Raw genomic sequence first — 12,097 nt, 5'->3', positions numbered from 1 at the left:
CTTTCCGTACGACGCGTCGATTCGAAAAATGCCACACCATGATCCAACTCGAGGACGCACTCGCACGGCCGGAATTCGAATCGCTCGACCTCGATATCGCCGTTGCCGACGTTCACGACCGTATCACCGACGCGGTACGCGGGCTCACCACGTCCGACAGCGAGGAGGGAACGAAGTACCGGACGACCGACGGGATGCTCGTCGCGGTCGTCGGGACGAGTTCCGCCACCGAAGACGGAGAGCGGGCGACGGTCGCCTATCGGACGGCACCGCCCTCGGAGCCCGCGACCCGAAAGGCCTCGAAAATAGCGACCGCGCTGGAATCGGACGCCGTCGATCGATGAGTCGCCGCACGTTCGTCCCGCGACGCGCGGGCGGTCCGGACTCGAGTTGACTCGCATGCGAGGATTCTTCGTCGGCCGCTTTCAGCCGTTTCATCTCGGCCATCGCTCCGACGTTGCGGATATCGCGGCGGAAGTGGACGAAATCGTGATCGGCGTCGGAAGCGCACAGGCGTCACACACCGTCGACGACCCCTTCACCGCGGGCGAGCGAATCGAGATGATAGATCGAACGATGGCGGGGCTGGAAGACGGGTCGTTCCGGCGTCCCATCGCTCATCGCGACGCTATTCCTCGAGGGGGTCGCGGCTGCGACGGGGCAACGACGGGACGGTTATTCGACCTCGATCCTGTGCCCGCCGACATCGCTCGGTTTCTGTTTGGGGAGTGTAAGCGTGAGCACACCGTTGTTGTACGTCGCACTCACGTTCTCTTCGTCGACCGGTTCCGGGATCCGAACCGAGCGGGTGATCGATCTGTGCGACCGTTCGCTCTTGAGGTACAGTTCCTCCTGTTCTTCGGTCGATTCTTCGTGTTCCGCCGTGATATTGAGCGTGTGATCCGAGAGACGGACGTCGATTTCGTCGCTGTCGAAGCCGGGAACGTCCGCCGTCAGCACGAACTCGTCACCGTGATCGACCAGATCGACCCCCATTTCCGTCATCTCCGACTCCGGGAGTCCGAACCGCTCGCGATCCCACATTCTCGTGATGTTCTCGAACTGTTGCTGTAGCCGGTTGAGTTGCCTTTCGAATCCGTCGAAGGGGTCACTTTCGTCGGTCATGGCACTTCACACGGGCATTCCGGCTGCCCAGTGAGAGGGCCACTCGTGGTGAGTTAAAACTTGCCCGTACGAGGGGCAGACGCGCGTCGTCGATGTGATCGACCGAGTTCGTCCGTCGGCGATCTGTCAGCGCCCGGTCGTGTGGCGTGGATGCTCACGAGATTTGTCGTAATCTGTGTAACAATCTGTTTCGCGGGTTCGATGGCGGAAATACGGTATTTCCCGATCGGTTCGACCGTTTCACGGGCGGTGCGGGGACGGCCGTCAGGGTCAGCGAAGAGACCGACGTCTCCGTCCCGTTACGAACCGACGGATGTAATACTGTGTTACTGACACCCAATCAGTTACTGACGGCAGCGACGGTCCGAATACTGACGGCAGCGACGGCCCGAATGCGTACGCCCCCTGAATCCTGTTCCGGTCACTGACGGTTTCCGACGGGAGTCGTACCGTTCGTCCCCGGACCACAGAGATAACTCCCGTGACGAAAAATCGAACCGTATGTCCGAACCCGACGGCGGCTGGGTCGTCCTCTTCTCCGGCGGCAAAGAGTCCGCGTGGGCGCTCACGCGGGCCCTCGAGGCCGGTCGCGACGTCCGCAGGCTCGTGATCGTCAACCCGCCGGCGGGCTCTCACGTCTACCACGCGCCCGCACGGACGGTGACCCGTTTGGCCGCAACGAGCATCGGAATCCCCGTCGTCGACGTCACGATTCCCGCCGTCGACATCGAGCCTCCCAATATCAGCGCGGCGGAGGGCCGCGTCTCCGGGCCGGCGGGCGACGCAGAAATGGAACCCCTCGAGGCCGGCCTTCGAACGCTGGATGCCGAACTCGCCGGTGGCTTGACGGGGCTCGTCGCCGGAACCGTCGAGAGCGACTATCAGGCCGACCGCCTCCGGTCGATGTGTGAGAGCCTCGGATGCGCCTTCGACGCGCCGCTGTGGCACGCGGAGCCGTCCGACCTCCTCGAGGAGATGATCGAAGCCGGACTCGAGATCGTGTTCGTCGAGGTGGCGGCGCCCGGATTCGACGCGTCCTGGCTCGGCCGACGGCTGAACCGCGAGGCGCTCGCGGAACTGACCGAACTCCACCGCGAGTACGGCGTCCACCTTCTGGGCGAGGGGGGAGAGTTTCAGACGGTCGTGACCGACGGACCGCACATGTCGCGTCCCATCGCGCTCGAGTTCGAGCGCGAGTGGCACGACAGCTGGGGACGATTGCGGATCACCGACGCCCGACTCGAGGCATCCGCGACGGAAGACGGCGATCCCGGCAGCGATGAGTAACGACGGAAACGGTGGCGGAAAGCGGACGCGAGTAACGACGGAAACGGTGGCGGAAAGCGGACGCCAGCGATAGACGGCGCGGAGGAACGACGGGGACGAGCGAAAGTCGAAGAACACCTGTCGTGGGGAAGTGCAACCCCCGATGGAGCGCAATCGCCTCGCTCGAGGGTCGATGGGCGAGTCCCTCTCGCTCACGAGTCGGTGGCTGCGTTGCTGTGTTCTTCGTAGACGAAGTAGAGGTTCCAGAGGTTGAACCCGTCCCCGTACGTTCGCTCGATCCTGCGATCGTACAGCGGCACGAGATCCGTTCGTGGTTCGGTGAACGCGGGTTCGACGGACCACTCGAGGACCCATTCGCGGCCGTGAAATCGGATTCGATCGTCGATTGCGTCGAACACGCGCCGGAGCAGTCGACGGACGGTCTCGGAATCCGGTCCGGACGCGGGCTCTTGCGACGGCGGCGTGTAGGTCGCCGTGATGGGAACGACGCCGTCGCGAAAGGCATCGGTTCGCGAGAGGTAGATCGTCGTTGCACCTGCTTCGCGCAGATGGACGACGAGTTCGTCGGGCGTCGGTACGATCGGACGTCGTCCCGTCGGTTCGTACCCGAATTCCAGGGGCATGTCAATCTATTGCACGGGGAGGGGGAAGAATGATTCCGTACTCCGTAACGCGGTGAGATGCAGACGGGAAGACGGCCGTTCGAGTTCGGTATAGAATCGTCCGCTCGCCGCCCTCGAGTTTCGGTCGGCCCCGTCCGCTGCGGGACGCCGGCCGTTCGATGCCGTTTCCCGGCCTCGATACCTGTCGTCGAAAGCCTGGATTCCAGCGCCGTTAAGTCGGTGGCAACAGACGTGATGGTATGGACGTGGGCCTTACCGTCGGCGACTCGCTCGAACGGTTGGAACGAACGGTCCCGGGATTCGAGTTCGCCGAGCTGTCGATCGGCGACGGTACCGACGTCGACGACATCGACGCGGACAGACTCGAGACGATACTCACCGACGCACGTGCCGATCTCTGCGTCCACTTGCCGTTCAAACAGGTGATCGTGACGCCGGTCCACCAGATCAACGACGCGATCGTGGACTACTTGGGGACCCTGCTCGAGTGGGCCGGATCCGTCGGAGCCGAAAAGGCCGTTCTTCACGGAACGGCCCGAAATCCGCACGATACCGACCTCCGTCCGCTCTTCGCCGATCAGTTGACCGCCATCGCGACGGCTGCCGACGACGCCGACGTCGAACTCGTCGTCGAGAACGTCGGACATCAGAAGCGAGGGTTCCCGTTGACAGTTCTCGGGGATATCGCACGGGAGACGGAGACCGCGGTCTGTTTCGACGTCGGTCACGCGTACATGGAGGACGGAAATGACGGCGTCGACCGGTTCTGCTCGCGGTACAGCGACCTCGTCTCGCACCTCCACGTCCACGACGCCCGGAGCCGCGGCGACACCCATCTCCCGATCGGCGCCGGCGAAGTAGACTACGATATCGTCACCGAGCACCTCGCGGGATTCGACGGGACCGTCGCGGTCGAAGTGTTCACCGACGACGTCCCCCTGTTGCGAGACACCGCGCGACGAACGAGGGCAGCACTCGAGCCCGAATCGTGACCAGCGATCGTTATCCGCCCGGCAAGCAGGCAGAGCGATCGCGGTCGATACGACTGTCGGAACTCGGAACGTCCGGAGACTCTGCCACACTGTAGCGAGAGTACCGCCGAAGAGACGTTCATCGGTCCGTCTCCGCGTTCAGGCGCAGATGGAATCGAGCGGCCGACGGAGCGAACGTGAAATTTGTCGAATCGTTGAGGGGCGAAAAGACGATTGTACTCTTCGTGGAAGTCGTGTCCATGGACGAGACACAGTGGCCGGAACTCGCCGGAAGGAAACTGGAGTACGGCGATCACACGTGGGAGATCACCGGGACGGTCGAGGTCGGGGAGATTGGTGACGTGCTTTCGGTCCGAGCCAAGCAGGTCGACGACGTCCGCCAACCGAAAGCTTCCCTCCGATTCGGGCTTCGAGACGGCAGTTCCTCCCTGAATCCCGGCAACCTCGGGAATCACTTCGACAGCCTCGAGCGAGCGGGCGAGACGCACCTGCTCGTCGTGAAAAAAGAGGGACGAACCTACCGGTACGAACTCCAGGGACTCGAGTACGAGTGATTGCCGCGGCCGGAACGCGGTCGGGTTCTGTGCGATTCTCGCGCGGGTATCGCCCTCGGTTCCGTCGAGTGTACCCCCTCGGTCCCGCCCCGGTGGATCAGTGCCCACGTTATATGCTACTGTACCACATCCGTGCGAACGATGGAGGGAGTTCGACGATTTGCGGACAGAACTGACGCGGGAGCACAACTCGCCGAGGAGATCCGCGACCGGGGGATCGACGCGGATATCGCGCTCGCGATCCCACGGGGCGGTCTCCCGCTCGGGCGCGCAGTCGCCGATGCGCTGGACGTGCCACTCGACATCGTCGTCGCGAAGAAAATCGGCGCCCCGGGAAACCCGGAGTACGCCATCGGTGCCGTCGCGAGCGACGGAAGCGTCTGGCGAAACGAGGCCGCGTTGCGCGGTGTGGGCGTAGACTCCGAGTACTTCGAAGAAAAGCGCGAGGAGGAGGCAGCGAACGCGCGTCAGAAGGCCGACCGGTATCGCGGCGACCGGCCGAAACCCGATCTGTCCGACAAGACGGTCGTCGTCGTCGACGACGGCGTGGCGACCGGATCGACCGCGAGGGCGTGCCTCAGGTGTCTCAACGAGACGGACGCCGAGCGGATCGTGCTGGCGATCCCGGTCGGACCGCCATCCACCGTCGGCGAACTGGCCGACGAAACCGACGAAGTCGTCTGTCTCGAGACGCCGAGCAACTTCAGGGGCGTTGGACAGTTCTACGAGGACTTCGCGCAAGTGCCTGACGAGAAGGCGATGGAATACCTGACGACGGACGCGTAACTGAAGACGGAGGCAGCCCTGTGACACGAAGGGGCGGCAGACGCTCCCGCATCCGTATACCGGCGATGACGATTCAGGGCGTCGAGCACCGAGAGAACGGCAGGGCGGGTGTGAAACAGAACGGGAGGACAGGAGTAAAACAGAACGAGAGGGCGGGTGTGAAACGCCGACGCTTCCACTCGCACAGTCCCTTCGACTCGGGGCCGAATAGTATCGCCGACCGAGCAACGGAGCACCAATTCACCACCACCAATGAAAATAACTGACATCGTTTCTGATGAGTACGTCGAATTCACTCCGGAGACGCCGGTTTCGAAGCTCGTCGGGACGTTCGACGATTCGGACGTCAAGGGCGTCCTGATACGAGGCGAGGAGTTCGAAGGAGTGGTCACCAGAAGACAACTCGCCACATCGCATCGCCAACCCGACGAAAAGCTCGGATCGTTGGTCTGGCACGTCCCCCGACTCGAGCCCGACGAGGACGTCCGGAAGGTGGCGCGGCTCATGATCGAGAGCGACACCCAGTTGCTTCCCGTCTTCGAGGATCGGGACCTGGTCGGCGTCGTCACCGCGGACGCACTCCTGCGGACGGTCACGCCGTTTCTCGACGCGGCGACCGTCGCCGAGGCCTACTCGGACGACCTCGTCTCGGTCGATCCGACGGCGACCCTCGGCGACGCACTCAACGTGTTCCGGGAGAACCACATCACTCATCTCCCCGTCGTCGAGTCGAACGCGGCAGCCGGTATCCTCAGCCTCTACGATGTGACGGATCTGACGGTCCGAGCGGAGGTGCAGAGTCAGGGTGGCGATGCGGGTGGCACGGACCCGTTCGGCGGCGACATCTCCGCCAGCACGGGGCGCTCACGCCGGGGCGGCTTCGGCGCTCGAGAGGGCGAGCCCGCGCGGATCCTCGACCTCCCAGTCCGCGACATCATGACGGCGCCGGTGCGAACGATTTCGCCGACCGAAACGCTCGAGACGGCGATCGAGGAAATGTTCGAGATCGGCGCCTCGTCGCTGGTCGTCACGACCGACGGGCAGCCCTTCGGGATCGTCACGAAAACCGACATTCTCGAGGCGCTCACGTGGGAGATCGGCGGCAACCGGGCCGTTCAGATCTACGGAACCGACCTGATAGACGACGCGACCTACGACGATATCGTCGCCATGATCGACACGTTCGACGAGAGGGATCACGAGATGACCGTACTCGACGCGAAGATCCACCTCCACGAACACGACGAGACCCGCCGCGGGACGCCGCTGCTGCTCGCCCGCATCCGGTTGCACACCGACCGGGGCCTGTACGTCGCCTCCGGAGAGGGCTACGGCGCGAGTCACGCGTTCAACGAAGCGCGCGAGATCCTGGACCGACAAATCCGCGACGAGAAGACCTACGGACGGAGCAAGAAGCCGCCGAACGAGGCGTTCTGGGAGAAGCGCTTCGGCTGGCTCTTAGAGGAGTAGTCCCGCCGGCACGGGTCCGGTCGACGTCACGGGTCCGGTCGACATCGCTGGTGCCGATGGTGCTCTCGAGATAGATCGTTCGAGGGGACGGATCGCACAGCGGTTCGGATAGTATTTTGAGACTACACGAGGTACGAGTCCACGATGTCTCGTCAACTACTCGTACCCGTCGATGGGTCACCGCTGTCGAAACGAGCGCTCGAGTACGCGTTCGACGAAGAGGGCTCCATCTCGGTCGTCGCGCTCCACGTGATCGATCCGAGCGATCCGGGGTACAGTTCCGCAACCGACGTGGACGTGCGAAACGAACCGCCACACGGCTCCAGGGAATGGTACCAACGGGCCGCCGAAGAGGAAGAGCGGATCTTCGACGACGCGCGCGAACTGGCGGCCGACAGCGACGCGGACCTCTCGACCGATTCCGCGCTCGGCGAACCGGCGCGCGAGATCGTCGACTACGCCGAGGACAACGATATCGACCAGATCGTACTCGGAGGCCACGGACGATCCGGCACGACGCGGATGTTACTCGGCAGCGTCGCCGAGATGGTCGTTCGCCGATCGCCGGTTAGCGTCACCGTGGTTCGGTGACGCCACAGCGGTTCCGTCGCGTCACCGTGGGTCGCACCTCGCTCGAGCGACCGTCGGCGTGTCACTTCGGGTTCGGCCCGCGAAGTCGCCGATCGACTTGCTCGCCCGACCGACAGGTCGGGATTTCCTACCCCGTGAGAGACGGCCGCCGACCGACCGGCAACAGATACAGCGGCGCCAGTCGCCCGGGAAGCGAGAGCGCGTCCGCGAGGGCGCGCTCGGAGAACGCCCCGACCGGACAGGTGTTCAATCCGCGTGCCTCGCACACGAGGTGGACGTTCTCCGCGACGTGTCCGGCCTCCATGTGGACGTATCGCTCGCCGTGGGCGGGATACTGCCGCCGCGTTCGATCGTAGTCCGCCGTCAGCACGACCGTTACCGGTGCGGCGTCGACGACCGCCTGGCCCGACGACGCCGCCGCGAACTCGTCGTGGATCGCCGTCTCGAGCGTCGTCTCGAGCCCGTGTCGCTCCGGTTCGTATCGGTACAATCCAGGCGCCAGCTGCCCGCTTCCACCCGGTGCGACCTCGAGAAACACGGTGAGCGGATAGGTCGCGCCGGCACTGGGTGCAGCTCGCATCTCGACGCCGTCTCGTTCGTGGGTGCGACCCTGTGCCGCCCACAGTAGCTGGGAGACGTCCTCGATTTCGATCGGCGTTCGGGCGAACGAACGGCGACTCCGCCTGGTCGCGATCGCTCGTTCGACGCTCGTCGATCCGTCTACGGCGGGTTCGGGGAGTTCGACCGAAGCCATAGCGACCCTTCGATGGCCCCGTGCAAAACACCGTCCCCGATCGTCTCATCGCGGACGACGTCGCGTCTGTCACGTTCGATGAACGTGTGGGTGCTATTGATACCCGTTCGAGTCGAACGAAACGACATGTACGGTACGATACTCGTCCCGACCGACGGCAGCGCGGGTGCCGAAGCGCCTATCGCTCACGCGACCGAATTAGCCCGGACCTACGGCGCCGCCGTGCACACGCTGTACGTCGTCGACACGGGCGGCGAACCACCCGCGGTCTCCGGCGACGAGCGCGACGACCTCCTCGCGCCATCGGAGCGCCGGGGACGGGAAGCGACGATTCGAATCACTGACCGGGCCGAGGAGTTCGATCTGAAGGCGTCACGCGAGGTTCGCGAGGGGACTCCCTACGGCGAGATTCTCGCGTATGCGGACGAATACGACGTCGACCTCCTCGTGATGGGGACTCACGGTCGAACCGGTGCGGATCGGGCCCGCCTGGGAAGTACGACCGAACGCGTGCTCACGCTCGCGGACGTGCCCGTCCTTTCGGTCCGCCTGGCTGACGACAGTGACGTCCCCGCGTCGGAAACGATATCGTACGATCGGATCGTGATTCCGACCGACGGGAGCGACGGCGCGATCCGCGCCGCGGAGACCGCACTCGACGTCGCCGAGAAATACGACGCAGCGGTCCACACCGTCTACGTGGTCGATCCGACGCCGTACGATCTCGAGGACGCATCCCGGAGTATCGTCGGGTTGCTCACGGAAGGCGGACACAACGCCACGGAAACGGTCGCGGAGATGGCACGCGACCGAGATCTCGACGCGACGACCGCCGTTCGTCGCGGGGATCCGGCGGACGAACTGCTCGAATACGTCTCGTCGGTCGATGCCGACCTCGTCGCCATGGGCACGCGCGGCCGATCGGTCGGGAGCGGTCGATTGCTCGGAAGCACGACGGCTCGAGTCGTCCGTCGATCGCCGATCCCCGTCTTGACCGTTACGTGAACCGCTTCGCGTCCTCGTGGATCGGGGCGGTTCGCACGGGCCGTCACCACGGAAGGGAGGTCGTGAGATCGGGGCCACCGGTTCGGGGACACGACTTCTCTGCGCCATGGCGAAACTGGCACTGACAGCGGACGATCGCGGCATCGAACTAAGGTCGTTTGGCTCGTAGGATCCGTATGATCAGGAGCTTCCGGATCGGCTCCCTCTTCGGCATCCCGGTCAAGCTAGACGTCACGTTCCTCGTGATCCTTCCGGCACTCGCCTGGCTCATCGCATCTCAGATCGCGGACCTCACGCCGGTACTCAACGGATTGCTCGGAACGGAACTTACGGTCGAACCCCTCACGACGGGTGTCACACCGTGGCTGCTCGGGCTCGCCGCGGCGATCGGTCTGTTCGGGAGCGTGCTGCTCCACGAACTCGGTCACTCGCTCGTCGCGATCCGCTACGGATTCCCCATCGACTCGATCACGCTCTGGCTGCTCGGCGGTGTTGCACGACTCACCGACCAGCCGACGAACTGGCGACAGGAACTCGCGATCGCGATCGCCGGTCCGATCGTGAGCGTCGGACTCGGGGTCGCGTTCTACGCCCTCGTCGTCGTGGTTCCGGCGGCCCTCGAACCGATACAGTTCGTTCTCGCGTATCTCGCGGTCATCAACGTGGTGCTCGCAGCGTTCAACTTACTGCCGGGGTTTCCGATGGACGGCGGGCGCGTCCTGCGCGCGATACTGGCACGGAACCGTCCCTTCGCCGAAGCGACCGCACAGGCGGCACAGGTCGGGAAGGTGGTCGCCATGTTTCTCGGCCTGATCGGACTCCTCGGGTTCAACGTCATCTTGATCGCCATCGCGTTTTTCATCTACATCACGGCGACCAGCGAAGCCCGCCAGACCGCACTGCAAGCGGCCGTCGAGGGGATCACGATCGAGGACATGATGACCCCCGTCAGCGCCCTCGATACCGTCTCGCCCGACAGCACGGTGACCGAACTCCTCGACTCGATGATGACTCAACGCCACACCGGATATCCGGTGGTCGAAGACGGATCGATCGTCGGAATCGTCACGCTCGAGGACGTTCGTCCCGTCGCCCCGGCCGACCGGGACTCGACGGCGGTCCGCGAGGTGATGACGGATCACCTCGAGACCGTCTCCCAGAACGACGACGCCGCGGAGGCGCTCACGGCGCTTCAGCGCAACGACATCGGTCGGTTGATCGTCCGCGACGAGGACGGGCGGTTCGCGGGGCTGGTGACCCGCACGGACGTCGTGACCGCCCTCAGTATCGGCTTCGTCCGGTCGGCACGAGAGTACGGGGACGTCTCGGAGCCCGAAGAACGGGTGGACGAACCATCGACGTCTCTCGATCGGCCGCGGTGGTAAGTCGCCGAGAATCGGCCCCGCTCGGAGACTGGCTGCGGGGATACCGTCAGCACACCCCCTCTTTATTCCGTTGGGCGTCGTCGAACCAACTGGCTCACATCGCTCGCGGACGATGCGATCAGCCGTTCCACCCATGACTGTACACGTCCTCGTCCCGGTCGACCGGTCGTCTCAATCGATCGCGGGTCTCGTATACACGCTCGTGTCGTTTCCGGACGCGACCGTCACCGCGCTGCACGTCCTCGATAGCCAACACGATGCGTACGCGGAGGTCGGGTCCCCCGAATCACACGACGAAACGGTCCAGCGGGCCGGCGAACGGATCCTCGAGCGTGCGACCGAGATCGGCGCGGACTACGAACGAGCGGTCGAGACGGTACTCGAGTCTGGATTACCGCATCGAACCATCGTCGAGTACACCGTCGAACACGACATCGACCACGTCGTGATGGGAAGTCACGGGGAATCGCCGATCGTTCGGCCGTTTCTCGGACACGTAAGCGAAGCGGTCGTCAGGAGAGCGCCCGTCTCGACGACGATCGTTCCGGAATCTCGATCACAACTCCTCCAGCGAGACCTCCCCGGCCGGATTCTGGTTCCCGTCGACGGGTCCGACCAGTCGCTCGCTGCACTCGAGTACGCGACGGACCGGTTTCCATCGGGACGAATCACGATCCTCCACGCCGTGGCGCTTCCGTTCGACTACGACGTCGAGGCGATCGACGGAACGTATCTCGAGTCCATCGTCGACACGGTTACCGAGCGAGGGGAAGCAATACTCGAAGCAGCCCGCGAGGCCGTCGAAGACGACGTCGTCGAAGCCGAACTGAGTTATGGGGACCCGTCACGATCCATCGTCGACTACGCGGCGGAGAACGACTTCGATCAGATTATCATGGGTAGTCACGGCCGGTCCCTTCCGGCCAGAATCATCACCGGAAGCGTCGCCGAGACCGTCTCACGCCGATCGACGCTCCCCGTGACGCTGATACGAGGTCACCCCGACGGGTCGTCGTAGCCGTACGCGGCGCGGCCCGTCCGAATCGATGCCACCCGTTTCGAAACCGGGGCGACTCGCCACTCTGTCGACCGCGACGGAGCATCGGTGTCCGAAACGACCGTCGCCGCGTCACGACAGCGTACGAATGCATTTCTCGAGGGCGGGTTCGACCGAGACCCCGTCCGCTGTGAGATACCGTTTCCGGAGACCGCGACAGGCAAAGATAGATTATCGATTCCATTACAATCGTATTCTTGTAAAGTAAGTGGCGGCTTGAATACCGAGACGTCGGCCCGAAATCGAGAATTGATCCGCGACACCGGTGGAAACACTCGGTCGCGCTACCGGGAGAGCGGTCCATCCACTCGCCACCCCGGTTCGACGCTCGACGCAGCGTCGTTCGTCTCGGTCCGAAACGACGACTGTCGTTCCCCGAGAGACGGAGCGGCGGTTGTCGACACGGGCGGCGCCGACCCGGTCGAATCGAGGGAGTCTCCGAACGGGATTCAGCGGCATCGTGGGGTG

At 64.2% G+C, this 12,097-nt stretch carries 13 protein-coding genes and 1 pseudogene; 11 read left to right on the top strand and 3 right to left on the bottom strand.

The genetic code is table 11. The features are described from left to right. Positions 1-38 precede the first annotated feature (38 nt). Together NJT13_RS21010 and NJT13_RS21005 are read left to right on the top strand one after the other, a co-directional pair. Positions 39-344, top strand: a complete 306-nt coding sequence (locus NJT13_RS21010; RefSeq protein ID WP_254526092.1) for a hypothetical protein — start codon at positions 39-41, stop codon at positions 342-344. 55 nt (positions 345-399) lie between these two features. Next, positions 400-516: pseudogene (locus NJT13_RS21005) on the top strand (adenylyltransferase/cytidyltransferase family protein); the annotation flags it as partial. Between the two features lie 159 nt (positions 517-675). Here the strand turns inward: NJT13_RS21005 and NJT13_RS21000 are convergent. Further along, complete coding sequence (locus NJT13_RS21000; RefSeq protein WP_254526091.1) at positions 676-1,125, bottom strand: Hsp20/alpha crystallin family protein; 450 nt, start codon at positions 1,123-1,125, stop codon at positions 676-678. Positions 1,126-1,626: 501 nt separating this feature from the next. Here NJT13_RS21000 and NJT13_RS20995 point away from each other — a divergent pair. After that, entirely contained in the window at positions 1,627-2,412 is a 786-nt protein-coding gene (locus NJT13_RS20995; RefSeq protein ID WP_254526090.1) for a diphthine--ammonia ligase, read from the top strand. A gap of 191 nt (positions 2,413-2,603) precedes the next feature. Here the strand turns inward: NJT13_RS20995 and NJT13_RS20990 are convergent, their stop codons facing one another. Then, positions 2,604-3,035, bottom strand: coding sequence for a hypothetical protein (locus NJT13_RS20990; RefSeq protein ID WP_254526089.1), 432 nt, complete (start codon positions 3,033-3,035; stop codon positions 2,604-2,606). Between the two features lie 239 nt (positions 3,036-3,274). On the opposite strand from NJT13_RS20990, the gene NJT13_RS20985 reads away from it, so the two are divergent. The 5 genes from NJT13_RS20985 to NJT13_RS20965 all read left to right on the top strand — a co-directional run bounded on the left by NJT13_RS20985 (position 3,275) and on the right by NJT13_RS20965 (position 7,428). Next, positions 3,275-4,027, top strand: a complete 753-nt coding sequence (locus NJT13_RS20985) for a sugar phosphate isomerase/epimerase family protein (RefSeq protein ID WP_254526088.1) — start codon at positions 3,275-3,277, stop codon at positions 4,025-4,027. A 239-nt stretch (positions 4,028-4,266) separates the two neighbouring features. Then, positions 4,267-4,581: a hypothetical protein gene (locus tag NJT13_RS20980; protein WP_254526087.1), complete on the top strand. Its 315-nt coding sequence runs from the start codon at positions 4,267-4,269 to the stop codon at positions 4,579-4,581. Between the two features lie 141 nt (positions 4,582-4,722). Continuing rightward, the gene (locus NJT13_RS20975; protein WP_254526086.1) at positions 4,723-5,367 is read left to right on the top strand and encodes a phosphoribosyltransferase; all 645 of its coding nucleotides are present in this window, start codon (positions 4,723-4,725) and stop codon (positions 5,365-5,367) included. Positions 5,368-5,619: 252 nt separating this feature from the next. Next, complete coding sequence (locus NJT13_RS20970; RefSeq protein WP_254526085.1) at positions 5,620-6,837, top strand: CBS domain-containing protein; 1,218 nt, start codon at positions 5,620-5,622, stop codon at positions 6,835-6,837. 144 nt (positions 6,838-6,981) lie between these two features. After that, entirely contained in the window at positions 6,982-7,428 is a 447-nt protein-coding gene (locus NJT13_RS20965) for a universal stress protein (RefSeq protein ID WP_254526084.1), read from the top strand. 127 nt (positions 7,429-7,555) lie between these two features. Here NJT13_RS20965 and NJT13_RS20960 read toward each other — a convergent pair whose 3' ends face one another. Further along, entirely contained in the window at positions 7,556-8,182 is a 627-nt protein-coding gene (locus NJT13_RS20960) for a SagB/ThcOx family dehydrogenase (RefSeq protein WP_254526083.1), read from the bottom strand. 126 nt (positions 8,183-8,308) lie between these two features. On the opposite strand from NJT13_RS20960, the gene NJT13_RS20955 reads away from it, so the two are divergent. The 3 genes from NJT13_RS20955 to NJT13_RS20945 all read left to right on the top strand — a co-directional run bounded on the left by NJT13_RS20955 (position 8,309) and on the right by NJT13_RS20945 (position 11,590). Beyond that, positions 8,309-9,187 carry a universal stress protein gene (locus NJT13_RS20955; RefSeq protein ID WP_254526082.1) on the top strand — a complete coding sequence of 293 codons (879 nt, stop codon included), beginning with the start codon at positions 8,309-8,311 and terminating at the stop codon, positions 9,185-9,187. A 176-nt stretch (positions 9,188-9,363) separates the two neighbouring features. Beyond that, complete coding sequence (locus NJT13_RS20950) at positions 9,364-10,572, top strand: site-2 protease family protein (protein ID WP_425499835.1); 1,209 nt, start codon at positions 9,364-9,366, stop codon at positions 10,570-10,572. A 133-nt stretch (positions 10,573-10,705) separates the two neighbouring features. After that, entirely contained in the window at positions 10,706-11,590 is an 885-nt protein-coding gene (locus NJT13_RS20945; RefSeq protein WP_254526081.1) for a universal stress protein, read from the top strand. Positions 11,591-12,097 lie beyond the last annotated feature (507 nt).

Origin of the sequence: Natrinema caseinilyticum (assembly GCF_024227435.1) — an archaeon.
Classification (GTDB): Archaea; Halobacteriota; Halobacteria; order Halobacteriales; family Natrialbaceae; genus Natrinema; species Natrinema caseinilyticum.
The sequence above is the reverse complement of the archived record's forward strand: the minus strand, read 5'-3'. Positions and strand labels throughout refer to the sequence as shown.

What these genes read in the sequence shown, in the direction of transcription:
- NJT13_RS21010 (WP_254526092.1), top strand. Translation starts at nt 39, where the DNA reads ATGATCCAACTCGAGGACGCACTCGCACGGCCGGAATTCGAATCGCTC.
- NJT13_RS21000 (WP_254526091.1), bottom strand. Translation starts at nt 1,125, where the DNA reads ATGACCGACGAAAGTGACCCCTTCGACGGATTCGAAAGGCAACTCAAC.
- NJT13_RS20995 (WP_254526090.1), top strand. Translation starts at nt 1,627, where the DNA reads ATGTCCGAACCCGACGGCGGCTGGGTCGTCCTCTTCTCCGGCGGCAAA.
- NJT13_RS20990 (WP_254526089.1), bottom strand. Translation starts at nt 3,035, where the DNA reads ATGCCCCTGGAATTCGGGTACGAACCGACGGGACGACGTCCGATCGTA.
- NJT13_RS20985 (WP_254526088.1), top strand. Translation starts at nt 3,275, where the DNA reads ATGGACGTGGGCCTTACCGTCGGCGACTCGCTCGAACGGTTGGAACGA.
- NJT13_RS20980 (WP_254526087.1), top strand. Translation starts at nt 4,267, where the DNA reads ATGGACGAGACACAGTGGCCGGAACTCGCCGGAAGGAAACTGGAGTAC.
- NJT13_RS20975 (WP_254526086.1), top strand. Translation starts at nt 4,723, where the DNA reads ATGGAGGGAGTTCGACGATTTGCGGACAGAACTGACGCGGGAGCACAA.
- NJT13_RS20970 (WP_254526085.1), top strand. Translation starts at nt 5,620, where the DNA reads ATGAAAATAACTGACATCGTTTCTGATGAGTACGTCGAATTCACTCCG.
- NJT13_RS20965 (WP_254526084.1), top strand. Translation starts at nt 6,982, where the DNA reads ATGTCTCGTCAACTACTCGTACCCGTCGATGGGTCACCGCTGTCGAAA.
- NJT13_RS20960 (WP_254526083.1), bottom strand. Translation starts at nt 8,182, where the DNA reads ATGGCTTCGGTCGAACTCCCCGAACCCGCCGTAGACGGATCGACGAGC.
- NJT13_RS20955 (WP_254526082.1), top strand. Translation starts at nt 8,309, where the DNA reads ATGTACGGTACGATACTCGTCCCGACCGACGGCAGCGCGGGTGCCGAA.
- NJT13_RS20950 (WP_425499835.1), top strand. Translation starts at nt 9,364, where the DNA reads ATGATCAGGAGCTTCCGGATCGGCTCCCTCTTCGGCATCCCGGTCAAG.
- NJT13_RS20945 (WP_254526081.1), top strand. Translation starts at nt 10,706, where the DNA reads ATGACTGTACACGTCCTCGTCCCGGTCGACCGGTCGTCTCAATCGATC.